The sequence below is a fragment of the Streptomyces sp. NPDC088194 genome, from assembly GCF_040702025.1.
Taxonomy (GTDB): domain Bacteria; phylum Actinomycetota; class Actinomycetes; order Streptomycetales; family Streptomycetaceae; genus Actinacidiphila.
Genome location: NZ_JBFBIV010000002.1, coordinates 73,996 through 97,882 on the forward strand (window position 1 = coordinate 73,996; position 23,887 = coordinate 97,882).

A 23,887-nucleotide genomic window follows, 5' to 3' on the forward strand; every position below is an offset into this window, starting at 1 on the left:
CCGTCCGGTCGCAGGTCAGCCGGCCAGCCGGCCGGAGACGTCAGCGGGGCCGCGCCCTCGAACGGCGCGGCCCCGCAGGCCAGTTGCACACAGGCCCCGTCAAGCGAACCCCGACTACACCGGCTCCGCCGCCTGCACCTGCATCACCGTGCCCCCGCGGATCAGCAGACCGCGGCCGAGCGGGCCGCCGCCCACGTCCCGCGGCAGCCGCACGTTGAACAGGTCGCCCTCGGAACCGCCCTGCGGCGACAGCAGCATGCCGTTGCGCGACTTCCGCGCCTCCACCACGAAACCGCGGTACTGCGAGCCCATCGAGTCCGCCGACCCGGCCGCGATCAGCGCGTGGTCGCCGTCCATGCCGCTCTTGACGACCTCCTCCAGCGCCGTCTCCAGCGTGGTGTCGTAGAGGAGTTCGCTGTCGTCCACGAGAACCACGAACTTCTCGCCGCCCGCCTTGCCGGTCAGCTCCGTCAGGTCCTCCGCGCTCGCGTCGGTGCCCATCAGCAGTCCCAGCACGCCGGGTTGACCGGCCAGGTCGCGCAGCGGGGAGCGGCGCGGGGTGACCAGCACCACCGGCGTACCGGCGGCGAGCAGCGACCGTGCCGCCGTGATCAGCGCCGTCGAGCGGCCCGACTTCGGCGGCCCGGCGATCACGAACCCGGGCCCGGCGTCCTGCAGATCGATCCCGACCGGCGCCAACTCGTCGCCGCCCACGCCCATCAGCGCCCACAGCGGTGACGACGGCGTGAAGTCCGGGTCGAGCGCCATCGCGTCGGTCAGCGTGACCCGCGGCGGCAGCGCGTCCACCCGCATCGGCCGCTGCGGCTTGGGCAGCCGCCCCACCCGCCCGATCCGCTCGGTGGACTGCCGTCCGATCCGCTGCAGCACCTCCACCTGCGCCTGGCCGGCCGGGTCCGCGGCCAGCAGCGCCACCTGGTTCTCCTGGACGCCGTGGTCGGTGGGGCGCAGCGCCCGTCCGGACGGCATGTTCTTCGGCACGTCACGCGGGCCCAGGCCGCCGTTGACGTAGTCGTTCGGGTCGGCCATCCGCAGGATCAGCTTGTCCGCGAAGACCGACGAGATCGCTCCGAGGAAACCGGACCGGTCCGACGTCATGACGACCTTCAGCCCGGCCGAACCGCCTTCCCGGAACAGCCGCATGGCCCCCTCGATCAACTTGCCGTAGTTGTACGACTCGAACGTCGAGGTGTAGCCCTCCCAGTTGTCGAGCAGCAGCACCATCCACGGCAGCCGCTCCTCCGGGGTGGCGGCCATCGCCCGCTGCTCGGCGGCACTGGACGCGCCCTTGACGGCGAGGAGTTGCTGCCGCCGCGACACCTCGCTGGACAGCCGGTCCAGCAGTCGCGACAGCCGCTCCGGCTGGTCGCGGGTGACGACCGCGCCGCAGTGCGGCAGCGCCACCAGTGGTAGCAGCGCGTTGGCACCGCAGTCGATGGCGTAGAGGTGCACGTCGCTGGGCGCGGTGTCGCGGGCGAGCGAGCCGGCGATCGTCCGCAGCGCGGTGGAGCGGCCCGAGCGCGGGCCACCGGCGATCAGGACGTGCTCGCCGTGCACCAGGTCGACCGAGAGCCGGGCGCGGGCCTGCTGCGCGGGCAGGTCGGTCAGACCGTAGCCGATGGGCGAGACGTCGCCGCTCGGGGTCGCGCCGGCATCCGCCGGCAGGTCCTCGGCGACGATGTGCTCGGGCAGCGGGTCCAGCCACGGCTTGCGCGGTGCCGGGAAGCCGAGCAGGTCGGAGGCTTCCCTGATCGCGTCCACCAGCACCGCGAGGTCGGTCACCATGGTGCCGTCGTCGCCGTCGCCCTGCGCGCCGCGCGGTATCGGCCGGCCCAGCGACCGCCAACCCAGCGGCGCCACCTCGGCCTTGGTGCGCTCCTGGCCGACCGCCGGGCGGCGGCCACCGATACGCGCGGACTGCACGCCGACCAGCGACTGGGCGCCGGAGCGGACATAGGCGCGGCCCGGCGTGGATTTGGCGATCGCCCCCGAGTCGGGCGCGTCGATGACGTCCCGAGACTCGTCGGCGTCGGTGACGCGCAGCGCGATCCTCAGGTTGGTGTTGGCGCGGATGTCGGCGCTGACCACACCGGCGGGCCGCTGCGTCGCCAGCACCAGGTGCACGCCCAGCGAACGGCCGCGGCGGGCGATGTCGACCAGACCGGCGATGAAGTCCGGAAGTTCGGCCACCAGGGAGGCGAACTCGTCGATGATCAGCACGAGTCGGGGCATCGGCTCCAACTCCGGCCGCATCCGCCGCGCGTCGTTGTAGTCCTCGATGTCCTTGGTGCCCGCGTTGAACAGGATCGTCTCGCGGTGGTGCAACTCCGCGGCGAGCGAGGCGAGTGCGCGCTCGGTCAGGTGCGCGTCCAGGTCGCTGACCATGCCGACCGTGTGCGGCAGCCGCGCACAGTCCTGGAAGGCGCTGCCGCCCTTGTAGTCGATCAGGACGAAGTTGAGCGCGTCGGGGCGGTTGGCCACCGCGAGCGAGGCGATGATCGTCTGCAGCAGCTCGGACTTGCCCGCGCCGGTGGTCCCCGCGACCAGCGCGTGCGGGCCGTCCTTGCGGATGTCCAGGACGAAGGTGCCGTCCGCGCCGACGCCGATCGGCGCAGCGGTCGTCGAGCCGCCGCGCTGCCAGATCCCGGCGACCTGCTCGCCCACCGGGTCGGGCATGCCCAGCAGGTCCAGCAGCCGTGCGGACGTGGGCAGCGCGCTGTCCGCGTCGTCGCGGCTGACGTCGCGCACCGGCGCCAACGAGCGGGCCACCAACTCGCACCAGTCGGGACCGACCTGGTCGGCGAGGACCTCGCCGAGCCGTTCCAGACCCGCGCCGCGCAGGTGCAGCCGGCTGGCCGCGTGCTGCGACCAGCACACCGCGAGCCGCACCTCCTCGGGCAGCAGCCGCTCGTCCTCGTCGACGCACAGCGCGAACATCCCGAACTGCGGCCCCTCCTGGAGGAGTTGCGGCAGGCCGGGCATCCGGCGCAGCAGCCGCGCACCGTCCAGCACCACCAGGACGTACGGGTCCGGGCGCAGCCGGCCGCTCTGGTTGGCGGCGGAGTCCGCCTTGCGCCGGGCCAGTTCCTGGAGGAGTTCGTTGATCCGGCGGCCGGCCGCCTCCTGGTCGGTGCCGATCAACGAGACGCAGTCCTGGCCCTGTTGGGGAGCCAGATGCGGCAGCCAGTGCGCCCAGCTCCACGACTGCTCGGCGTCGGGGGCGGAGGAGAGCACCACGATCGACAGGTCGCGCGGGCTGTGCAGCACCGCGGCCTGTGAGACCAGCCAGCGGGTGGTGGCCAGTGCCCTGGCCCGTTCGCCCGCGACACCGATCACGCCGATCTCCGGGAACGGCAGCGGCAGCGGCACGTCGTAGACCAGCGGGACTTCCAGCGGCGGCGCGCCCTCGGGCATGTTGCCCTTGGGCTGCAACTCGATGTCGGCGGGCAGGTCGGCGACGCCGATCCGCAGCCGCATCGCGTCCGGGTCGGTCAGCCGCCGCTCCCACAGCCGGCGGCGCGGGCCGGTCGCGAAGAGCAGGATCTCGGCGGCGTCAGGGTAGTTGGAGCGCCGCTCCCGCTGGTCGAAGAGCCGGGCGGCCTCCAGGTCCTGTTCGTGCTCGGCCATCGCGGCCTTGAAGCTCTTCGCGGCGTCCTGGTTCTTGCGCTTGCCCTGGCGGTTCTCGCTGACCCACTGGCCGACCATCATCACCGGGCTCATCACGCAGAAGAGCAGCATGTAGACCTGGTGGACCATGAAGTACATCATCACGCCGAAGAGCAGCGGGACGACCAGGGTGAGCACCTGGAACCGGGCGCGGTCGTTCTTCTCGCCCTTCTGCGGGACGTACAGCCGCGGCCGCGGCGACAGCGCGTTCAGCCGGGGCGGCCGGTTGTAGGCGAGGCCGCCCTCGCCCATCGGGGACAGGTGCGCGTCCGGCGTGCTCGGCTCGTCCAGCACGAGCACCGACTCACCCGCCTTCACCTGCGCGCGCAGCGGCCACTGCCGCTCCGACTCCACCGGTTCGTTCTCCAGCGTGAGGCCGGAACCCGGCGCGCCGATCAGCGTCACGGTGCCGTCCATGGCCACCGAGACGCGCGCGGCGGTCGGCGCCATCGCCGGGTCCTGCACGGTGACGGTGCAGCCCACCGCGGAGCCGATGGTCGCGGTGCCGACACCGAGCCGGGCCACCCGGCCGGCGCCCGGCCCCGCGCACACCCGCAGTTCGTAGCGCCCGGACGGCTCGCCGGTGCGCATGAACGGCCCGATCGAGTCGTCGACGGTGACCCGCATGCCGTCGCGCAGCACCGTCGACGCCTGCGCCTGCGGGTCGCAGGGCACGCCGTCGGCCCACAACACCGGTGCGGTGATGACCGGTTGGGCGGGCCACGCCCTCGATCCGCCCGGCTGGCCGAGCGGTTGCCGGGCCGATTGGCCGCCCGGTATTCCGCCCGGTTGTCCGCCCGCCCGGGTGCCGCCCTGGTGCTGCCCGGGGAACTGCACGACCACGCCCCCGACCTGCCCGGCCGGCTCCTGCGCCACCGCGCCGACCGCCCGACCCAGCGCCAGCGCCACGTCTTCCGCGCTCGCGGAATCGTCGGCGGTCAACAGTACGTCCTGCGCGTCGACGCCCTGCTGTACGACCGTCACGGTCACGCGCATGGCTGTGTCCCTCCCCGTGGGCCCGCACCGGGCCCCGCATCCACTGTGCCTGTGTCCATTAACCATCCCGGTGTTCCCACGAGGCTATAGGCCCGCGGAAACCGCCGGTAAGTCCCGTCACGGGCCCGGCGGGGCCGACGGCTCCGGCGTCCGCCACCGGAACCGCCGTTGAGGGCGGAACCGTTTCTCGCGGCTATGCGATCCTCGTCTACAACACGGGGCCGGCCGGGTGCGCCTTGTCGCGGGGAAGACGACGTCCTCACGAAGCGGAAGCTCGGCAAAAGGCACAAACGGACAACGGGAGGAGAAGCGGATGGGTGAGTTTTCCGGGATAGATCCGGACGGCCTGCAGAAGATGACGAGTTCGTTCAAGGGCGACAAGGACCAGTTGCGGACCACTGCGACGTCGTACAAGTCGCAGTTCGCCGAAAAGGGGCTGGATACCTCGTCTCTCTCCCAACTGGTCGGCATATGCGGCTGGTTGGACGATCAGATGCCGATGCTCACCCGTCGCTACCACCTGGCGATCGCCACCGAGAAGCCGTATCCGGGGCACAAGGGCATGGTCACCATCGACGACAGCATGGTGAACACCACGGCCCAGTCGCAGAAGGACGGCAAGGCCCTCGCGGACAAGTACAAGGACGCGATCAAGAACGGCGACGACCCGTCCGAGGACCTCTTCTCGGATCTGAGCGCCCACGGGGACGACCCGGACTATCTCAAGTCGTTCTACAACGAGTTGGGTCCGCAGAACCTGATGGTTCTGACCAACGACATGGCCGACGACAACATGTACAGCCGGTACGGCGACCACCCGGACCAGGCCAAGCACGACCGTGACGTCATCGCCAAGACCTTCGGCACCTTCACCAAGGTCGCCTACGAGGGGCAGACCGCCGCCCAGAAGCAGGCGAGCTGGGACAAGTGGTTCGACAAGTTCAAGGACCCCCGGGGCGTCTTCCGCGCCGACTACCTCACCGGGCTGCTGCCCGGCGGCTCGCAGGACAAGGACTACCTGGTCGCGCTGGGCAATCGCGTCTTCGACAAGGACAGTTCGAAGAACGGCAGCGAGTTCATGAACAGCTCGGGCATGGAGAAGGGCGTCTTCGGTGACGACCACTACACCCAGCTCTTCAACGCGATCAGCAAGAACCCCGAGGCGTCGGGTGAGTGGATGGACCACAACTACGACACCATGCAGACCATCATCTACCCGCACGGCCCCTGGGACCTCGGCCAGCCGCCCGCTCGGGCGAAGGCGTTCGCGGACATGATGTCGGCCGGCACGATCGACCTGAAGACGACCAACCGGCCGCTCGCCGAGAAGCTCACCGGCCGCATCATGATGGACAACTACCGCCATCAGAGCGGTGATTCGAGCAAGATCCACCCCTACGACCCGATCGACGTCTACTACGGCAAGCTGATCACGGCCAACTGGAGCGACATGGTCTACGGGATCACGTCGCCGACCGGCAACACGCTGTGGGGCGCCGACGCTACCTCGGGCGGCTTCACCGAGAAGATGTCGCAGTGGGACCAGAAGGCGTTCCTGGCCGGCCAGGACCCGAACCGCCCCGGCCTGGAGGTGGGCGCTCCGCTGTGGCAGGCGCTGCTCAACGAGTCGGCACGGAACCCGACCGTCGCCGGCCAGGAGAGCGCGCTCTTCGACTCCTTCCGCACCCAGATCACCAACGAGGTCGGCAGCGCGAAGAAGGACACCACGGAGCACGCGCAGGACTACCGGGCCATGCAGCGCGGCATGATGATGAAGGCGTACAGCACTGCCTTCGAGTACGCCAAGGGCTCGATCGAGACGGACGCCGACGACTGGGCGGAGAGCGTCAACAGTGCGCGAACCGCGCTGATCTCGACCGCGAAGGACCTGGCGGTGGGGGCAGCCACCGGCGGTACGGCCGCGATCACCGAACTCGGCACGGAGAAGGCCACCGAGCTGGGTGGGACCGCGACCGACCTGCTCACGGACTACATCGCCAGCAAGGTGTCGGTGTCCCCGGAGGACGCCCCCGGCCTCGCCGCCAAGTACAAGCAGATCAACGACTCCGAGCTCGACGTGAGTTGGCAGCACGAGTACCAGAGCGAGGCCAACTCGCAGCTCAGCGGCGGCGGTTTCTCGTCCGACGTGACGGCGCCGGTCACGATCCACCCCAGGAACGGCGAGCCGAAGACGTACACCGGCAACCCCAAGGACTACATCAAGGCGCCGGCCGACAACTTCATCACGTCCGACGGCACCGTCATGGACATCGACAAGATGAGCCCCCGCCAGCGCACCGCCTACAACAGCTGGCTCATGGACCCCGCGATCGTCAACCACGTGGACTCACGCGGCTTCACGCAGGGGCAGCAGCTCCAGCACCTGGCGGAGTGAGGAAAGCGGTTCACCGGGCGGCTACCCGGACGCGGGTGGCCGCCTGCCGGACCGGACCGCGGTCAGTCCTGGGCCTTCGGCTCGATCTTCAGGGCGTCGAGGAAGGAACGCAGGACGTCGGCGGCGTCGTGGTCCACGATCGTGTGCTGGTCCAGACCGGGCGAGAGCGTGACCGTGGCGGCCTTGCTCTGCCAGGCACACCGCGAGATGGTGCGCCCCGCCGCGGAGATGTCGGCGCACTGGATCGTGCCGCCTTGCCTGCCGGCCGGAGAGCTGGTGATCTTCTCTTTCCCGTCGGTCCCCAGGAGTTCCGCGGTCATCGATGCGGAACCGGGTCCGTGGTCGGTCTGGTCGCTCTTGTAGTCCGGCGGGTCGAGAGACACGTCGACCAGTGCGGCGCGGCCGCCCGACCCCAGGTAGATGAGGTCGACGTCGCCCTTGGTGATGTCCGTGTTGTGGGGTGTGAGCCCGGCCCACCCGGTCCCGTCCTTCGCCTCCGTGTACGCCCCGAACGCCTTCGGGATCGCCGCGGTGTGCTTGGTCGGCTTGGAGTCACCGCTGTTCGCGGCCACGGCCCACCAGCTGATGCCGCCGGCCACCACGACCACCGCTCCCACGAGCGCGATGACCTTCCTGCGGCGTTTGGCGCGGTCGCGGTCGGTGGGGTCGGGCACGGAGATCGGGGTGAGCGCGATGGCGTTGTCGTTGTCGGCGGCGTTGTTCGTCACGTGGTCCTCGTCCTCCTGCGGGGGCTAGCAGATACCATAGGGGCAGGTGCGCCGCGCGCACACGGGGACAGCGGGCCGAAAGCGGAAGCCGGGACATCCGGCCCGGAGCTTTCAGCTCCGGCGCCTGCTCCCGTTCCCGTGCAGTCGGCGCTTCGTGCAAGCGCGGATATTCTCGTTGTGATCGTGTTCGGCTACGGGGGACAACTCGATGGGTGACAGCAGCACCAGCAACCTCGCGCCACAGGCGACAGTGCCGAATCCGGCGATCGAGGATCTGCAGGCTCTCAAGCGCAGACTGATGCAGGATCTCGGCGCGCTCAAGGAGCCGTTGAAGACGACGGTTTCGGACATGGGCGGCGGCAAGGTGTGGGTCGGCAAGACAGCGGACTCCTGGGGCGCCGATGTGAAGGGCCGCCACGGCACCATCCAGACGCTGCTCGGCAAACTCGTGCCGGTGATCGACGCGGAGATCGGCAAGCTCCCGGAGAAGGTCACCCCGGGCGAGGCCAAGATGTACCACATGCCGTACTAGCGGAGCGGAGGGCGCCGCGCGGGCCTGAGCCCGTACCGCCCCGCAATCCCGCGTGATCGCGGTATCGAAGTATCGCCGTATCGGTGCGGTGGCCCGGATTTCCGGGCAATTGCCGTACGTGCGGGGGTTCATGGCGGGATCGGAGTGGTTGACCGGTCCGGGCGGGCGTCGTTTCGTTCTGTTGCAATGATGTGTGCGGGTTGTCACCGGCCACGCCTTGAGGGCGTTTGTTTGGCGCTGATAGCGTGCGGTGACTTGACATCGGCCTGTGGGGTCGTCGCCGGACAGGAGAGCGACGGACTCGCCGCACGGGGCCGAAAAAGCTGATGCGATGCGCCGGCTCGGGGGCAGTGAAGTGAAGACCAGGGAACGTTCCGCCGCGGGCGGCGGCAGTGGCCGCCAGTCCGTTCCCGCACCGCACTTGAACGGACCGGGCGCCGGGCGGTTGCCGGTCGCGCCGCGCGAACGCAAGCCCGCGCTGGCCGCGCTCGCCGTGCTGCTGATCCTGGTGGGCGCGCTCGGCGCCACCGTGATGGTGCTGCGCGCGGGCAACAAGGTGTCTGTCATCGAGGTCATGTCCGACGTCGCGGTCGGCGACAAGATCCCGGCCAAGGCGATGCAGGAAGTGATGGTCGCCGACGGCACCGCCGTCGACTACATCCGGTGGGACCAGCGTGAACAGGTGATCTCGCAGTGGCGCGCGGCCACCAACCTGACCAAGGGGTCCGTCCTGGTCCGCTCGATGATCACCCAGAACTCCGACGTGCTCGCGCCCGGCAAGACCCTGGTGGGTATGTCACTGAAGGCGGGCCAGTACCCCAACGGCCTGGCCAACGGCCTCACCGTGGCGGCGTACCTGGTCGGCAACGACGCCAAGTCCTCCAGCGACTCGGGGACTTCGACGAGTGGTGCCAATGGCACCGGCGGCGCCAGCAACCTCATCAGCGACAACCTGGTCATCAAACACTTCGACGCCACCAGCGGCGGTAACTTCGGCGACGGCTCCGCGAGCGTCACGGTCGTCGCGGACGTCGCCGACGCCGGCCCGCTGGCGGTCGCCTCCGCGGCGGGCAACGTCTCCCTCGTGCTCGTCCCCAGCAAGCACTGATCGAGCGGCGCGGACGAGGCAGACGAGATGGCACTGATCGCAATCGCAGCGGACAAGGGCTCCCCCGGCGTCACCACGACCGCGGTGGCGCTCGCCGCCGTATGGCCGCGCCGCGTCCTGCTGGCCGAGGCCGACCCGGCCGGCGGTGACCTCGTCTACCGCTCGACGGGCGCCCACGGCGGGGTGCTCAACCCCAACTCCGGCCTGCTGTCGCTGGCCGCGACCGCCCGGCACGGCCTGGCCGCCGAGCAGTTGTGGGACCATGCCCAGCCGCTGGTCGGCGGCCTTGACGTGCTGGTGGGCCTTGCCGCACCCGAACAGGCCGCGGGGCTCTCCGGGTTGTGGCCGATGCTCGGGCAGGCGTTCGCCACGCTCGCCGAGTCACCCAACGGCGCCGCCGACGTGATCGCCGACTGCGGCCGGATCGGTCCCGACTCGCCGAGCCTTGAACTGCTCCCGCACGCCGCCCTGGTGCTGCTGGTCGCCCGTACCGAGCCGGAGAACCTGGCCCGGGTCAGGGACCGGGCCGGCGCGCTGTCCGCGAAGCTGCACGGCTCGCAGCGCGGTGCCGCCGCGCTCGGCTACCCGCCGATCGGCGTGCTGCTGATCGCCGACACCGGGCGCAGCGCCCGGCTCGCCGCCCAGGTCAACGAGATGCTGGTGGCCTCGCAGATCTCCGCCCGGGTGGTCGGCACCCTCGCCGACGACGCGGCCGGCGCCGAGACGCTCAGCGGCCGGCGCCGCGGCCGCCTCGACAAGTCCCTGCTGATCCGCTCCGCCCGCCAGGTCACCGCCGACGTACCGCAGCGGTACGGGGTCCTGCGATGAGCGAGGTGGACCACTCGCTCGTCAAACGCTTCCGGCAGGAGGCGGGCGACCGCATCGCCGAGCAGCGGCGGCTGGACCAGGTCGCGGCCCGCACCGCGATGTCGCCGGAGGACGAACGGCACTTCGCCCGCGCGATCATCGCCCAGATACTCGAGGACTACGCGCGCGCCGAGATCGCCGTCGGCCGCACCCCGCCGGACGCCCACGGCGAGGAGGCGTACGCCGCCGCGGTGCACGCCGCGCTGTTCGGCGTCGGCCGGCTCCAGCCGCTGCTGGACGACCCCGAGGTCGAGAACATCGACATCAACGGCTGCGACCAGGTCTTCGTCGGCTACTCCGACGGCCGTGAACTGCAGGCCGAACCGGTCGCCGAGACCGACGAGGAACTGATCGAGCTGATCCAGGTGCTCGGCGCCTACTCCGGCCTGTCCTCGCGCCCGTTCGACACCGCCAACCCGCAACTCGACCTGCGGCTGCCCGACGGCTCCCGGCTCTCGGCGGTCATGGACGTCACCCGCCGCCCCGCGCTGTCCATCCGGCGCGCCCGCCTGGGCAAGGTCTTCCTCGCCGACCTGGTCGGCAACCACACGATCACCCCCGAGGTCGGGTCGTTCCTGTCCTCGGCGGTGCTCGCCCGCAAGAACCTGATGATCGCCGGGGCCACCAACGCCGGAAAGACCACGCTGCTGCGTGCGATGGCCAACGTGATCCCGGCGCACGAGCGCCTCATCACCGTCGAGCGCGCCCTGGAACTCGGCCTCGACCAGTTCCCCGAACTCCACCCCAACGTCGTGGCGTTCGAGGAGCGGCTGCCCAACTCCGAGGGCCTGGGTGCCATCTCCATGGCCGAACTCGTCCGCCGCTCGCTGCGTATGAACCCCTCCCGCGTCATCGTCGGCGAGGTGCTCGGCGACGAGATCGTCACCATGCTCAACGCCATGTCGCAGGGCAACGACGGCTCGCTGTCGACGATCCACGCCAACGGCTCCGCCGAGGTCTTCAACCGCATCTCCACCTACGCGCTGCAGGCACAGGAGCGGCTGCCGGTGGAGGCGTCGCAGATGCTGGTGGCCGGCGCCATCGACTTCGTGGTCTTCATCCAGCGCCGCAACGACTTCCAGCGCGGCGGCACCCTGCGCCGCGTCGTCACCTCCATCCGCGAGGTGAACGGCGTGGACGGCCGCGTCCTTTCCAGCGAGATCTTCGCCGAGCACCCGGACGCGGCGGTGGCCCTGCCCCACGCGCCCATCTCCTGCCTCGACGAGCTGCTCGCCAACGGCTACCAGCCCACGGGGGTGTGGCGGTAATGTCCGGCTTCTTCTCGATGACCACGCTCTACGGGCTGCTGGCCGGGGCGGTGGGCGGCGGCGGCATCGCGCTGTTCGTCGTCGCGATGCGCGGCTGGGCGCCCAAGCCGGTGGCCCCCGGGCAGTCCGGCGCCGAACGCGCCTCGGAGATCGGCCGGTTCCTCACCCAGCGCGGTTCGATCGCCATCGTGGTCGGCCTCGCGGTGCTCGCCCTGACCCGGTGGCTGGTGCTCGGCGCGGCCACCGCACTGCTCGTCTTCGCCTGGGACCGGCTCTTCGGCGGAGCCTCCGACGAACGCGCGGCGATGAAGCGGGTCGAGGCGCTGGCCGGCTGGACCGAGTCGCTGCGCGACACCATCGCCGGCGCCGTCGGCCTGGAGCAGGCCATACCGGCCTCCGCCCGGGCCGCCGCGCCCGCGCTGCGGGTCCATCTCGACGCCCTCGTCGACCGGTTGCGGGCCCGCTGGCCGCTGCCGGACGCGCTCCAGATGCTCGCCGACGAGATCGACGACGCCTCGGCCGACATCATCATCGCCGCCCTCATCCTCAACGCCCGGCTGCGCGGCCCCGGTCTGCGGGACGTGCTCGGCGCCCTGGCCAAGTCCGCCCGCGAGGAAGTGGACATGCGGCAGCGCGTGATGGCGCAGCGGGCCAGCACCCGGCGCAGCGTGCAGATCGTGGTCGTGGTCTCCGTGGTGTTCGTGCTGGGACTGGCCATCTTCAACCGCGGCTTCGTCCAGCCGTACAGCAGCGCGGTGGGCCAACTCGTGCTCGCCATCGTGTGCCTGCTGTTCGCGGCCGGGTTCTGGTGGCTGCGCAAGTTGTCGAAGATCGAGACGCCGGACCGCTTCCTCGTGCACGGACCCGAGCGGACCGGGCAACAGCCCTTCGCGGCCGGGCAGTTCCCGGCCGGCGGTCCGCAGGGCGCGGCCGGCCGGCAGGGCGGACCGTACGGCGGCGCGGCGCAGCAGGCGCCCGGCGCGGCACAGGGCGTCCCGGGCTACGGAGCGCAGGGCCGTCCGGCCGTGCCGGGACAGGGGGCAGGCAACCGATGAACACCATCGTCTTCGCGTGCCTGGTCGGCGCCGTCTTCGGCCTGGGCGTCTTCGCACTGATCCGGGCGCTGATGCCGAGCCGGCGCAGCGCGGTGTCCACCATCGCGCAGATCGACGCGCTGCGCGCCACCGGCGCCACCACCGCCGACACCACCGCCAACTCCGTCAAGGCCGAGGGCTGGCGCGCCCAACTCGGTCGGCGGGTCGCCGCCTTCTACCTGCAGCAGGGCTGGGAGCTGCGCTCGCTGCGTTCCGACCTCGCGGTGCTCGACCGCAGTTGGGAGACGTTCCTCGCCACCAAGACGGCGCTGGCCGCGGCCGGTGTGGTCTTCGGCCCGGCGCTCTTCGCGGTGGGCGCGGAAGTGGGCTTCGGCGTCAGCCCGATCATCCCGGTCTGGCTGGCGCTGCTCTTCGCCGGGGTGTTCTTCCTGCTGCCGGACCTCGAGGTGCGGCGGGACGCCGCGGCCAAGCGCAAGGACCTGCGGCGGGTGATCGGCGCCTATCTCGACCTGGTGTCGATGAACCTGGCCGGCGGCCGCGGTCTGCCCGAGGCGCTGATGGCGGCCGCGGAGATCAGTGACGGCTGGGCGCTGATGCGCATCCGCAACTGCCTTGCCGACGCGCGGATCACCGGCACCAGCCAGTGGGTCGCCCTCGGCCGGCTCGGCGACGAACTGGGCATCGAGGAGTTGCAGGACCTCGGCGTCACGCTCGCGCTGGTCGCGGACGACGGCGCGAAGATCCGCGAGTCGCTGGCCTCGCGCGCGGAGACGATGCGCCACCGGGAACTGTCCGAGATCGAGGGCCAGGCCGGCGAGCAGTCCCAGTCCATGCTGGTCGCGCAGATGCTGCTCGCCGCCGGCTTCCTGGTCTTCCTGATCTACCCCGCCGCGATGCGGGTCTTCCAGGTCTGATCACCATCGTGCAGCTCCGACGACGACCGTCCACCGAGAGGACCGAGCCATGAACCGCATGGACCGACTGACATCCTTCGACCCGAAACTGAGTTTCCTCTACGTCTACCTGCGTGGGCGGATCGACCGGGTCCGCACCGAGGAGGACATGTCCCGCGGCGCCTCCGCCGTCGAGTGGGTGGTGATCTCCGCGATCGTGGTGGCCATCGTCGCGGCGGTCGGGTTCATCATCAAGAACGCCCTGAACAGCAAGGCGACCGGCGTCAGCAACTGCATCGCCGGCGCGGACGGCAGCAAGAACGGCTGCTGACCGGCCTGTCAGGGGGAGAGCAGCCATGGGACGGACGACCCGTACTCTGCGCCGCGCCGTACGCCGCCGGCTCGACGCGGCGCACGGCGACAGCGGCGTGGGCAGCCGCGCGCCCGCGGCGCCGGGACGTGCTCCGGCACGCCCCGGCGGCGACCGCGGCATGACCGCGATCGAGTTCGTCTTCCTCACCCCGGTGCTGTTCTTCATGATCTTCGCGACCGTGCAGTTCGGGATGTACTACTTCGCCGACCATGTCGCACAAGCGGCGGCGCGAGCCGGCGCCCGCAAGGCGAGGGACGAGGCGTCGACCGGCCAGGACTGGTCCGGGGACGCGAGCCAGACCGCGAGCGACTACATCCGGCAACTCGGGCCCGAGCTCCTGATCGACCCGCACGTCGTCCCGAGCAGGGACGCGAACGACGCCGACACCGTCCGCGTCCAGGTGACGGCGAAGGTGCCCACGGTCTTCCCGCTGGCGGGCTTCTCCTTCAAGGTGAACGAGACGTCGTCGGGTCCGGTCGAGCGGTTCGTGCCGGACAACGGGGGATGAGGGACATGGAGTTCGCGCTCAGAGCGCGCGCCGCCGCGGTAGGCGGCGTACGCGCGGCGGCCGACCGGTGCCGTACCGGGCGCCGCGACGGGGACCGGGGGCTGTCCACCATCGAGGTGGTCATCCTCGCCCCGGTGATCATCATGTTCGTGCTGATGCTGGTCGCGTTCGGCCAACTCGTCGACGGGCGCGGGGCGGTGGACGGTGCGGCTCGCGACGCCGCCCGGGCCGGCTCGATCGAGCACAGCCGCTCGGAGGCGATCCAGCAGGCGGTCCAGGCGGCGCACGAGGACCTGGCGGGCACCTGCACCAAGCCGGCGACGGTCACCCCGGTCGGCGACACCAGCTTCCGTCCCGACACCCTCTTCACGATCGAAGTCACCTGCACGGTGCGCGGGTTGAGCTTCCTCGGGCTGCCCATCACCAAGACCGTGACCTCCACGTCGGCCTCGCCGCTCGACCCGTACCGCAGGTCGGCGACATGAGGGCGGCGACGAAGGCGAAGGCGCCGACGAACGCGGTGGAAGCGGCCGCGGGCGAGGCGCTGGGCAACGTGGTGGACGACGTGATGGACGACGTGGTGGCGTTCCCGAAGCGGACGGCCCCCGCGAGGCGCACCGCCCCCGGGGGCCGCACCGCCGGCGACGGCAGCCAGCCCGCCGGCCGTACCCTGACCGCCCGGCTGCGCGCCCTGCGCGGCGACGACCGGGGCTCCGGCGCCGCCGCCGTGGTGATCTTCGCGCTGGTGTTCATGGCCCTCGCCGCCTTCGTGGTGGACGGCGGGCTGTCCATCGCCAAGCGCGAACGCGCCGCCGACATCGCCGAACAGGCCGCGCGCTACGCCGCTCAGGACATCGACGTGGAGGCGCTGCGCAACGCCGGGAGCGGCGCCCAGCCGGTGATCGACTACCAGCAGTGCACCGCCCGGGTGCAGCAGTTCGCCCGGGACGTCAACCTGCCCGCCAGCGACTGGCGCCGGGCCGGCTGCCCGACCCCGCCGACCGGGCCCGACCGGGTCGAGGTGGTGGTGTACGTGACCTACAAACCGATCCTCAGCGGCTTCTTCTACAAGAGCTCGATCACCGTCGAGGGCAAGGCCGACGCGGTGTCGATCACCGGCCCCGGCAACTGACAGCGGCACGCGAACCGTACGACAAGGACCCGTACCACCGAAGGCAGAGGAAGCAGCCATGGCACGCACGACCGCCACGGGACGTAACCGCCCGCAGCAGGGCGGGGGAGCGGCCCAACCACCGCGCAGGCAGCGGACGTTCGGCGACATCGTGCGGGCGTTCGGGGCGTTCCTGGCGCTCGCGGTGCTGGTGGTGGCGGTGCCGGCCGCGCTGCTGATGTACATCGGGTCGCCGTTCCCGCACCACTTCAACTCCGACGTGCTCCAGCAGCCGATCACCTCGGAGACGTTCGTCAACACGCTGGCGGTGCTGGTGTGGGTGGCGTGGGCGCAGTTCACCGCCTGCGTGCTGGTGGAGGCGAAGGCGGCGGTGTCCGGGGTCGGCATGCCCACCCGGGTGCCGGGCAGCGGTCCGAGCCAGTTGCTGGCACGGCAGTTGATCGCGGCGCTGCTGCTGGTCGGCGTGAGCACCGCGGGCCTGGTCCCGGGCCTCGCCCAACTCGGCCAGCAGCACTCGATGGAGAGCCAGGCCCGGCCCGGTGTGGCCGCGACCGCGCAGGCCACCCCCGGGCAGCAGGCGGCGGCCCATCAGGCCGCCGTGCAGCACCAGTCGGGGCCGAGCGCGTCCACCGCGCAGGGCGGCGGCCAGTCCACCCAGCAGGCGACGAAGTTCTACCGGATCAACCCGCCCGAGGGGCGGCACCACGACTCGCTGTGGGAGATAGCGCAGCGGCACCTCGGCGACGGCCGCCGCTACAAGGAGATCTACCAGCTCAACAAGGACCGCGTGCAGCCCGACGGTTCGCAGCTGTCGCAGGCCAGCCTGATCCGGCCCGGCTGGGTGCTGGAGATGCCCGCCGACGCGCACGGCGGCGACCTCGTCGAGATGCCCGTCGCGTCCCCGCACACCGCGCCCGACATCCTGCACTACGCCCAGCACGGCGGCGCAAAGGACACCACGGCCGAGGGCGCGCACGCCGCGCACCAGACCCCGGCGGGCGAGCAGGGCGGTTCTGGCGGCTCGGGCGGCTCGGGCGGCGGTGCGCACGAGAGCGTCGCGGGCGGCGCCAGCGAGGTGGTCACCGGGCTTTCCGCGTCGCACGGCTTCGACCTGTCCGACGCGCTGATCGGCGCGCCGCTGCTGGCCGCGGGCCTGCTCGCCGCGCTGGGCCGGCGGCGGCGCACCGCGCTGTGGCAGTCGCTGACCGCGGGCGCGCTGCGCAGCCCGCGTACCCCGACCGGCGCGGAGGCCGACGTCGCCGACGCGCTGCGGATCGGTGCCGACCAGGACGCCGTCAACTTCCTGGACCGGGCGCTGCGTTCGCTGTCGGTCCGGCTCGACGCGGACGGCCGCAAGCTTCCCGTGGTGTACGCGGCCTGGCTCACCGAGGACGCGCTGCACCTGCAACTGGCCTGGCCGGACGGGCAGCCGCCGGCGCCCTGGAAGACCGGGCAGGACGAGACCTTCTGGCAGGTGGAGCGGGCCCGGCTGGTCGAGGACATCGACACCTCGGCGGCGGCCCCGTACCCGGGCCTGGCGGTGCTGGGCACCCTGGACGGCGCGCGGCTGCTGCTCAACCTCGAAGCGGTGCCCGGGATCGTGTCGCTGAGCGGCGCCAAGGCCGACCGCGAGGCCGTACTCGCGTCGGTCGCGGCCGAGTTGGCGACCAACGGCTGGTCGGACCGGATGACGGTCACGCTGGTCGGCTTCGCCCAGGACCTGACCGCGCTGGCGCCCGCGCGGGTGCGGCACATCGGCACGGTCGCCGAGGTCGTGGAGATCATGGCCGCGGAGACCGTGCAGCGCTCCGGGGCGCTGCGCACCGCGGGCCAGGACAGCGTGCTCACCGGCCGTACCGGCCGCGCCCAGCACACCCAGTGGGCGCCGCACCTGGTGCTGCTGGCCGCCGAGCCCTCGCCGGAGGAGGCGCAGCGGCTTGCCGAACTCGCCGCGGACGCAGGGCGGTTGGGCATCGGCTACCTGGTCGGCTCGGGCCGCACCGATCTGCCGGGCGCCGCATGGGAGTTGGAGATCACCCCGGCGGGACGGCTGCTCGCGCCGCTGCTCGGCCTGGACATGAAGGCCCAGCTGCTGCCCAAGGCGCAGTACGAGTCGGTGCTGCGGCTGTTCGCCGAGGCGGACGGCGACGGCCCCGGCCCGGAGGCGCCGCCGTTCCTGGTCGACCTCAGCGACCAGGGCCGCCCGGGGGTGTACGCGCGGCTGCTCGGCCCGTTCGAGGTGGTCGGCGTCGACGCGCCCGACCGGGAGCGCAGCGGCCTGCTGCACGAGGCGCTGGCGCTGCTGCTGCTGCACCGCGAGGGCGTGCACCCGCGGGTGCTGGCGTCCGCGCTGTGGCCGCGCGGGGTCACCGAGGACGTACGGGACGCGCTCATCGCCCGGCTGCGGGACTGGCTGGGCACCGACCCCGACGGCGGGGAGCGCCTCACCCTCGACAGCACCGGGCGGATCGTGCTCAGCACCACGGTCGTCTCGGACTGGGACGTCCTCCAGACGCTCCACCACGAGGCCACCGAGGGCCGGGCGGCGGGCGATCCGGCGGCCCGGCGCCGCCTGCTCACCGACGCCCTCTCGCTCGCCCGCGGCCGGCTCTTCGAGGACCGGGCGCCGGGCCGCTACGGCTGGCTCGGCCACGAGATCGTCGACGCGCAGCACCCGGTGCTGGTGGCGGAGATCGCGCTCGCGCTCGCCTCGCTCCACCTCGACGCGCACAAGCCGAAGGCGGCCGTCGCGGCGATCGAGACCGGCATGGCGATCTCGCCCGACGACGAACGCCTCTGGCTGGCCTACCTGCGCTCCGCCAACGCGACCGGCGATCCGGGACGGCTCGAGGCGGCTGCCTCGGCGCTCTTCGCCCGCGCCTCCGCCAACGGCCCGTCCAGGGGGCTGCCGCCACGGGTCGAGGCCCTCCTGGACGAGCTGTTGCCCGCCTGGCGCGGCAGCATCGCCAACTGAAGTCCGTCGCGCACGGAAGCCCGCCGGCCGGGGTCGCCGCCGGCTGAGGTCGCGGGCGACCGCAACCTCAGCCGGTCGCGGCCGGCCGCCCGCCGGGTGCCCCTGTTCGCAGGGGCGCCCGGGCGGTTCAGGGGCGGGCGACGGCGGCGAGGATCTCCGGCAGCCGGTCGAGCAGCCGGGGCGCGGTGAACCGCAGGCTCGCCACCGACAGCGCGGCCGCGTACACCGCGCCGACCGGCAGCACCGTCCACAGCAGGGCGTGGTGGCCGGTCAGGTGCAAGGCGAGGTCCAGGCCCAGCACCGGCAGGCAGAAGGCGGAGGCGATCACGGACCCGCCCAGCGCGTTGAACGCCACCATGGAGCCGTTGCCGGGCGCGGCGTTCCCGAAGGCGTTGTCCTGCGCGACCGCGTACGGGAAGCGGACGCTCGCGTAGCCGCCGGTGGAGATCAGCGCGCCGAGGAACGCGAAGGCCATCCCGAGGACTTCGGGCAGCGCCCCGGCCCGCCCCAGCAGCAGGGCGGTCGCGCAGGTCACCACGGTGACGTAGGGGAGGGCGACCACCGCGAGCATCAGGGCCCGGCCGCGCAGCTCGGACTCCGCGTCCTTGCGGGTGGTGATGGTCGCGACGACGGTCCAGAACGCGGAGTTGTCCATCCCGAACTGGTTGTACATCTGCATGCCGAGCAGGCCCGCGGTCCACAGGCACTGGTAGACCGAGCCGTGCTGGACGACCGCGACCAGCGGCAGCAGCAGGCCCACGGCGAGCCCGGTCGCCCAGGACGCGCGCAGTTTGGGATCGCGCGCGGCGTAGCGGAACTGGCGCTCCATCACGGTCGCGGTCCGGCCGGCCAGCGCCCGTTCGGGCAGCAGGCGTGAGAGCAGCGGCGCGCGGCCGCCGCCCCTGCGCACGGTGCTGTCGGGGACGGGCTGGAGGGTGGAGGAGTCCGGCGACATCATCAGCCGGTACAGGGTGCGGTACCACCAGCGCAGCACCACGGCCAGCAGCGCGACGGCGAGCGCGAGTTGGGCCGCCGCCTGCCCGTACGCACCGTCGGAGACCGACCGCACCGCGTCGACCGCGGAGGCCGGCGGGACCCAGCGCAGCACGGAGGTGACCGAAGTGACCCGGTGCAGGCCGTGGTTGGAGGACAGGGAGCTGAGCCCGAGGTTGACCAGCTGGGCGCCGACGGCCACGATCAGCCCGCTGAGCAGCGCGAGGTCGCGGCCTTTACGGCTGGTCAGCAGCCGGGTGTTGGCCGCCGCGACGCCCCGGGAGGCGGCCGCGCAGATCGCCAGCAGCAGCGCCACCGCCGGCACCGCGACGACCGCGGCCGCCGCGCCGTGCGCCACCGCCACCACCGAACCGGTGCCCACCAGCAGCGTGAACAGCGGGCCGGCGCCGATCAGCGACGACGTCAGCAGGGCGGTGATCAGCGGGCGGGGGCGCAGCGGCAGCATCGCCAGCCGGGTCGGGTCCAGGGTGTCGTCGCCGCCGAAGAAGAACAGCGGCATCACCGCCCAGCCGATGGCCAGCACCGCCGCCATGGTGACGGCGGCGGCCGGCGCGTACTCGTTTCCGCGCAGGGCGATCATCCCGGCGCCGTTGCCCAGCGCGTAGAGCATCGCGAGGCCGACGCCGATGCACCAGCTCACGGTGCGGCCGCGGGACTGCCGGACTCCGTTGCGCAGCACGGCCAGTTTGAGGCGGACGAACGTCGCCGTCACCGGGGCGGCCCGGTCCGCGGCGGGCGGCGCGGGCGAAGGGGGCGGCGGCGACTCGGCGGTGAGCGGGCCCGCGCCGGTCATTTCGGGCCCCCGCCCAGCCAGTCCAGGTCACCGCCGGAGCGCCGGTCGGCGCCCACCAGCGACAGGAAGGCGTCCTGGAGGGTCGCCGCCTCGCCGCGCACCTCGGCGAGCGGGCCGTGCGCCACGATCCGTCCGGCCGCCATCACCGCGACCCAGTCGCAGAGGCTCTCCACCAGCTCCATCACGTGGGAGGAGAACACCACGGTGCCGCCGGTGGCCGTGTACCGCTCCAGCACGCCGCGGATGACCTGCGCGGACACCGGGTCGACCCCCTCGAACGGCTCGTCCAGGAAGAGGACCTCGGGGTTGTGCAGCAGGGCCGCGGCGAGCCCGATCTTCTTGCGCATGCCCGTCGAGTAGTCCACGACGAGTTTGTGCTGCGAGGCGGACAGGTCCAGCACGTCCAGCAGTTGGGTGGCGCGCAGGTCCACGTCCTTGACCGGCAGGCCGCGCAGCCGACCGGTGAAGGTGAGCAGTTCGCGGCCCGACAGCCGTTCGAACAGCCGCAGTCCTTCCGGCAGCACGCCGATCCGGGACTTCACCTCGACCGGGTCGCTCCACACGTCGCGACCGACGATCTGCACCAGGCCCTCGTCGGGGCGCAGCAGCCCGGTCACCATCGACAGGGTCGTGGTCTTCCCCGCCCCGTTGGGCCCCACCAGGCCGGCGAAGCGGCCGGCCGGCAGCTCCAGGTCGATGCCCGCGACGGCCTCCTGCTCGCCGAACCGCTTGCGCAGGCCGCGCACCCGCAGCGCCGGCGGCACGCCAGACGGCTGCCGCGGCGGCTGCTCCAGCCCGGACCCGGCCGGGCCCGTCCGACCCCCGTAGTACGACGGGAGTCGCCGGCTGTCCGGCTCCCGCTCCGCACCGCGCGCCTCACCCATCGCACCGCACCTCTCCCCGATCCCCGTCCACGCTCACCGCGACGCTTCTCCGGCCGCGTTCACCACGCGTACGGCCACCCTATGTGCGACGACTGACAGTGACGGAAAGCCCGGGTGGCTTCCGGGAAGGACGGAGAAAACCGCTCGTGCGAGCGGTGTTGGGTTTGACGGCGAACGCGGGGGGTAACACAACGTCATCGGCTCGGTGCCGGGTCCTGCTCAGCGTACGGCGCGGGTCTCCGCCGCCTCGCGCCCGCACGCCAGCGGGCTCAGCACCTCGCCGACGTCCGGCAGCCACCGATGCGCCGCAGTCGGCCGGCCGGCCCACTGCGTGCACCCTCCCGTGCCCATCCGGGTCGGCGGGGCGGCCACCCAGTCGCCTTCGCCGCGCCCGGTGAGGTGCAGCGCGTCCGGCGGCCGGCCGAGCGCGCCCAGCAGCCGGGGCACCTTCGCGCATGCCCCGGGCAGCACGAAGAACGCCATCCGGTGGGTGGGCGTGGAGATCACCGGGCCGAGCCGCACCTCCAGCCGCTCGATCCTGGCGAGCGCGTGGAAGCCCGCGCTCTCCGGGACCTCCGGCACATCGAAGGTGCGCCCCGTGGGCAGCAGCACCGACGAACGCGACCGCCCGGTCCACATCCGCCGCACCTCCGAGCCGTTGCCGCTCGCTCGGGTCGCCCGGGTCGCCCAGTCCGCGCTGGTCGGACGGGCGCCGGGAGCGGGGCACGCCGCCGAGGCGCACGAACAGCGCGGTGCGCCCCCCGCGCTCATCTCCAGCCACGTGCCGGGCAGCACCTCCCAGTGCCGCTCCTGCACGTACGAGACCGCCGTGTCGAGCAGTCGGGCACCGCTGAGCTGGCGCGGAACCGCAGGGGTGTCGTCCACGCGCTGCACAACCGTCCACGTGGGCGGGGGATACGGGCATCCGGCGCGGCCCGTCACCGCGCACCGCCGCTCATCGCCGGGCGCACGGAAGCATCTGCGGGGGCGCGTACGGGCACCTCGTCAGGAATCGGGTAGGAACCGGACGAGCGCCCGCCGGCCCGGCCGGCCCGGCGCCGCCCAACGGCCTGGTACGGGTGAATTGCCGTCAATAAGGGGTTTATCCACCGGGGTTGGGGAAGGAAGACCCACGAAGAACGACAAGGGGGGATCGATGGCCGCACGACCACTCGTGGCGCGGCAGCCGAACGAGAGGCTCCAAGCACTGATCCAGGAGGCCGGCTGCTCCAACGCCGGCCTCGCACGCAGGGTGAACATGTGCGGGAGCGAACACGGCCTCGACCTGCGATACGACAAGACATCCGTGGCCCGCTGGCTGCGCGGGCAGCAGCCGCGCGGGCGCGCCCCGGGCATCGTCGCCGAGGCGCTGGGCCGCAAGCTCGGCCGCGCGGTGTCCATCGACGAGATCGGTATGGCCAACGGGCGGAACCTCGCCACCGGCATCGGGCTGCACTTCGCGCCCACCGTGCTCGGCGCGATCGAGCAGGTCTGCGAGTTGTGGCGCAGTGACGTCGGCCGGCGCGACTTCCTCACCGGCTCCACCGTCGCCGCCTCCGCACTCGTCGAGCCCAGCAGGGACTGGCTGATCACCCGCCCCGACCAGGGCGTGGCGCGCAACGGCGGGGCCAGGGTGGGGATGTCCGACGTCGAGGCGGTCAAGGCCACCACCCAGGCGCTCACCGACCTCGACCACCGCTTCGGCAGCGGCCATTGCCGCCCGGTCGTCGTGCACTACCTCAACAGCGTGGTCTCCGGACTGCTCGCCGGCAGCTACCGCGAGTCGGTCGGGCGCGAACTCTTCTCCGCCGTCGCCCGGTTGACCGAGCTGGCCGGATACATGGCGGTCGACACCGGCCAACCCGGCCTCGCCCAGCGGTATTACATCCAGGCGCTGCGGCTGGCCCAGGCGGCCGGCGACCGCGCCTACGGCGGATACATCCTGGCCGCGAGCATGAGCCATCTCGCCGCCTCGCTCGGCAACCCCCGCGAGATCGCCCAACTCGCCCGCGCCGCCCAGGAAGGCGCCCGCGGTCAGGTCACCGCCACCGTCGAGGCGATGTTCCACGCCGCCGAGGCACGCGGCCACGCCCTGCTCGGCGACGCCCGCACCTTCGCCACCGTCGCCGGGCTCGCGCTCGACGCGATGGACCGTTCGGAGCCGGACCAGGACCCGCCGTGGATCGCCCACTTCGACCACGCCTACCTGGCCGACGAGTTGGCGCACTGCCACCGCGACCTCGGCCAGGCCGAGCCCGCCGCCCGCCGTGCCGAGGAGGCGCTGGCCGCCCACCCGGCCACCCGCGCCCGCCGCCGCGCGATCGACCTGCTGCTGCTCGCCGACACCCAGGTGCAGCAGCGCGAACTGGACGCGGCCTGCCAGACCGGCGAGGAGGCCGTCGTCCTGCTCTCCGGGCTGCGCTCCAACCGCGGCGCCGAGTATCTGGACGACTTCCGCCGTCGCCTGGAGCCGTTCGCCGGTGAGCCGGTGGTGCGCGCCTTCCACGCCCGGCTGGACGAACGGGAGGCGGCCTGAAGGTGACATAGGGGTGCCGCCCGCCCCCGCACGCCGAATCGTTACCGGACCGACACTCCGCGCCCACATCGCGGTCAAAGCGCTGCGCAGACCCGCCGAGCCCAGCGCCCGCGCCAGTAGCCGCCCCGTCGCCCAAGTGTGAGGTGA

Annotated in this window: 18 protein-coding genes; 13 read left to right on the forward strand and 5 right to left on the reverse strand. The window is 72.2% G+C overall.

Annotation, left to right across the window (positions count from 1 at the left end; all coding sequences use genetic code 11):
* Positions 1-114 precede the first annotated feature (114 nt).
* A complete protein-coding gene (locus AB0399_RS01260; protein WP_366409852.1) occupies positions 115-4,680 on the reverse strand; it encodes an FtsK/SpoIIIE domain-containing protein in 4,566 nt (1,521 codons plus the stop codon).
* A gap of 313 nt (positions 4,681-4,993) precedes the next feature.
* On the opposite strand from AB0399_RS01260, the gene AB0399_RS01265 reads away from it, so the two are divergent.
* Positions 4,994-7,075, forward strand: a complete 2,082-nt coding sequence (locus AB0399_RS01265; RefSeq protein WP_366409854.1) for a hypothetical protein — start codon at positions 4,994-4,996, stop codon at positions 7,073-7,075.
* Positions 7,076-7,137: 62 nt separating this feature from the next.
* Here the strand turns inward: AB0399_RS01265 and AB0399_RS01270 are convergent, their stop codons facing one another.
* Positions 7,138-7,803 carry a hypothetical protein gene (locus tag AB0399_RS01270; RefSeq protein ID WP_366409855.1) on the reverse strand — a complete coding sequence of 222 codons (666 nt, stop codon included), beginning with the start codon at positions 7,801-7,803 and terminating at the stop codon, positions 7,138-7,140.
* A gap of 208 nt (positions 7,804-8,011) precedes the next feature.
* Between AB0399_RS01270 and AB0399_RS01275 the strand changes: the two genes are divergently transcribed.
* The 11 genes from AB0399_RS01275 (at position 8,012) to AB0399_RS01325 (ending at position 18,513) form a co-directional block, all read left to right on the forward strand.
* A complete protein-coding gene (locus AB0399_RS01275) occupies positions 8,012-8,335 on the forward strand; it encodes a hypothetical protein (protein ID WP_328465100.1) in 324 nt (107 codons plus the stop codon).
* A 355-nt stretch (positions 8,336-8,690) separates the two neighbouring features.
* Positions 8,691-9,443 carry a hypothetical protein gene (locus tag AB0399_RS01280; protein WP_366409856.1) on the forward strand — a complete coding sequence of 251 codons (753 nt, stop codon included), beginning with the start codon at positions 8,691-8,693 and terminating at the stop codon, positions 9,441-9,443.
* Positions 9,444-9,470: 27 nt separating this feature from the next.
* Entirely contained in the window at positions 9,471-10,271 is an 801-nt protein-coding gene (locus AB0399_RS01285; RefSeq protein WP_366409858.1) for a hypothetical protein, read from the forward strand.
* A complete protein-coding gene (locus AB0399_RS01290; RefSeq protein ID WP_329368291.1) occupies positions 10,268-11,578 on the forward strand; it encodes an ATPase, T2SS/T4P/T4SS family in 1,311 nt (436 codons plus the stop codon). Before AB0399_RS01285 ends, AB0399_RS01290 begins: the two co-directional genes overlap by 4 nt.
* Positions 11,578-12,633: a type II secretion system F family protein gene (locus AB0399_RS01295; RefSeq protein ID WP_366409859.1), complete on the forward strand. Its 1,056-nt coding sequence runs from the start codon at positions 11,578-11,580 to the stop codon at positions 12,631-12,633. Before AB0399_RS01290 ends, AB0399_RS01295 begins: the two co-directional genes overlap by 1 nt.
* Positions 12,630-13,547 (forward strand): type II secretion system F family protein, encoded by a 918-nt coding sequence (locus AB0399_RS01300; RefSeq protein ID WP_329368295.1) that lies wholly within the window; start codon positions 12,630-12,632, stop codon positions 13,545-13,547. The genes AB0399_RS01295 and AB0399_RS01300 overlap by 4 nt, the downstream gene beginning before the upstream one ends.
* Before the next feature lie 58 nt (positions 13,548-13,605).
* The gene (locus tag AB0399_RS01305; protein WP_329368297.1) at positions 13,606-13,857 is read left to right on the forward strand and encodes a hypothetical protein; all 252 of its coding nucleotides are present in this window, start codon (positions 13,606-13,608) and stop codon (positions 13,855-13,857) included.
* Positions 13,858-14,017: 160 nt separating this feature from the next.
* Positions 14,018-14,407, forward strand: a complete 390-nt coding sequence (locus tag AB0399_RS01310) for a TadE family protein (RefSeq protein ID WP_328474185.1) — start codon at positions 14,018-14,020, stop codon at positions 14,405-14,407.
* Between the two features lie 5 nt (positions 14,408-14,412).
* Positions 14,413-14,892, forward strand: coding sequence for a TadE/TadG family type IV pilus assembly protein (locus AB0399_RS01315; protein ID WP_366409860.1), 480 nt, complete (start codon positions 14,413-14,415; stop codon positions 14,890-14,892).
* Positions 14,889-15,539 carry a pilus assembly protein TadG-related protein gene (locus AB0399_RS01320; protein WP_366409861.1) on the forward strand — a complete coding sequence of 217 codons (651 nt, stop codon included), beginning with the start codon at positions 14,889-14,891 and terminating at the stop codon, positions 15,537-15,539. Before AB0399_RS01315 ends, AB0399_RS01320 begins: the two co-directional genes overlap by 4 nt.
* 58 nt (positions 15,540-15,597) lie before the next feature.
* Positions 15,598-18,513: a BTAD domain-containing putative transcriptional regulator gene (locus AB0399_RS01325; RefSeq protein ID WP_366409862.1), complete on the forward strand. Its 2,916-nt coding sequence runs from the start codon at positions 15,598-15,600 to the stop codon at positions 18,511-18,513.
* 127 nt (positions 18,514-18,640) lie between these two features.
* On the opposite strand, the gene AB0399_RS01330 is transcribed toward AB0399_RS01325, so the two are convergent.
* From AB0399_RS01330 to AB0399_RS01340, 3 genes are all read right to left on the reverse strand, one after another.
* On the reverse strand, positions 18,641-20,320 hold the full coding sequence (locus AB0399_RS01330) for a transporter (protein WP_329368305.1): 1,680 nt from the start codon (positions 20,318-20,320) through the stop codon (positions 18,641-18,643).
* Complete coding sequence (locus tag AB0399_RS01335) at positions 20,317-21,204, reverse strand: ABC transporter ATP-binding protein (protein WP_366409863.1); 888 nt, start codon at positions 21,202-21,204, stop codon at positions 20,317-20,319. The genes AB0399_RS01330 and AB0399_RS01335 overlap by 4 nt, the downstream gene beginning before the upstream one ends.
* 219 nt (positions 21,205-21,423) lie before the next feature.
* Complete coding sequence (locus AB0399_RS01340; RefSeq protein ID WP_366409864.1) at positions 21,424-22,089, reverse strand: bifunctional DNA primase/polymerase; 666 nt, start codon at positions 22,087-22,089, stop codon at positions 21,424-21,426.
* 271 nt (positions 22,090-22,360) lie between these two features.
* Here AB0399_RS01340 and AB0399_RS01345 point away from each other — a divergent pair, with 271 nt between their 5' ends.
* Positions 22,361-23,740: a transcriptional regulator gene (locus AB0399_RS01345; RefSeq protein ID WP_328465079.1), complete on the forward strand. Its 1,380-nt coding sequence runs from the start codon at positions 22,361-22,363 to the stop codon at positions 23,738-23,740.
* The last annotated feature ends 147 nt before the right edge of the window (positions 23,741-23,887 follow it).

Bases quoted from the DNA above. Each gene is read 5' to 3' on its own strand.
- AB0399_RS01330 (WP_329368305.1), bottom strand. From the start codon at position 20,320: ATGACCGGCGCGGGCCCGCTCACCGCCGAGTCGCCGCCGCCCCCTTCG.
- AB0399_RS01300 (WP_329368295.1), top strand. From the start codon at position 12,630: ATGAACACCATCGTCTTCGCGTGCCTGGTCGGCGCCGTCTTCGGCCTG.
- AB0399_RS01320 (WP_366409861.1), top strand. From the start codon at position 14,889: ATGAGGGCGGCGACGAAGGCGAAGGCGCCGACGAACGCGGTGGAAGCG.
- AB0399_RS01315 (WP_366409860.1), top strand. From the start codon at position 14,413: ATGGAGTTCGCGCTCAGAGCGCGCGCCGCCGCGGTAGGCGGCGTACGC.
- AB0399_RS01305 (WP_329368297.1), top strand. From the start codon at position 13,606: ATGGACCGACTGACATCCTTCGACCCGAAACTGAGTTTCCTCTACGTC.
- AB0399_RS01335 (WP_366409863.1), bottom strand. From the start codon at position 21,204: ATGGGTGAGGCGCGCGGTGCGGAGCGGGAGCCGGACAGCCGGCGACTC.
- AB0399_RS01290 (WP_329368291.1), top strand. From the start codon at position 10,268: ATGAGCGAGGTGGACCACTCGCTCGTCAAACGCTTCCGGCAGGAGGCG.
- AB0399_RS01295 (WP_366409859.1), top strand. From the start codon at position 11,578: ATGTCCGGCTTCTTCTCGATGACCACGCTCTACGGGCTGCTGGCCGGG.
- AB0399_RS01285 (WP_366409858.1), top strand. From the start codon at position 9,471: ATGGCACTGATCGCAATCGCAGCGGACAAGGGCTCCCCCGGCGTCACC.
- AB0399_RS01325 (WP_366409862.1), top strand. From the start codon at position 15,598: ATGGCACGCACGACCGCCACGGGACGTAACCGCCCGCAGCAGGGCGGG.
- AB0399_RS01265 (WP_366409854.1), top strand. From the start codon at position 4,994: ATGGGTGAGTTTTCCGGGATAGATCCGGACGGCCTGCAGAAGATGACG.
- AB0399_RS01275 (WP_328465100.1), top strand. From the start codon at position 8,012: ATGGGTGACAGCAGCACCAGCAACCTCGCGCCACAGGCGACAGTGCCG.
- AB0399_RS01310 (WP_328474185.1), top strand. From the start codon at position 14,018: ATGACCGCGATCGAGTTCGTCTTCCTCACCCCGGTGCTGTTCTTCATG.
- AB0399_RS01260 (WP_366409852.1), bottom strand. From the start codon at position 4,680: ATGCGCGTGACCGTGACGGTCGTACAGCAGGGCGTCGACGCGCAGGAC.
- AB0399_RS01345 (WP_328465079.1), top strand. From the start codon at position 22,361: ATGGCCGCACGACCACTCGTGGCGCGGCAGCCGAACGAGAGGCTCCAA.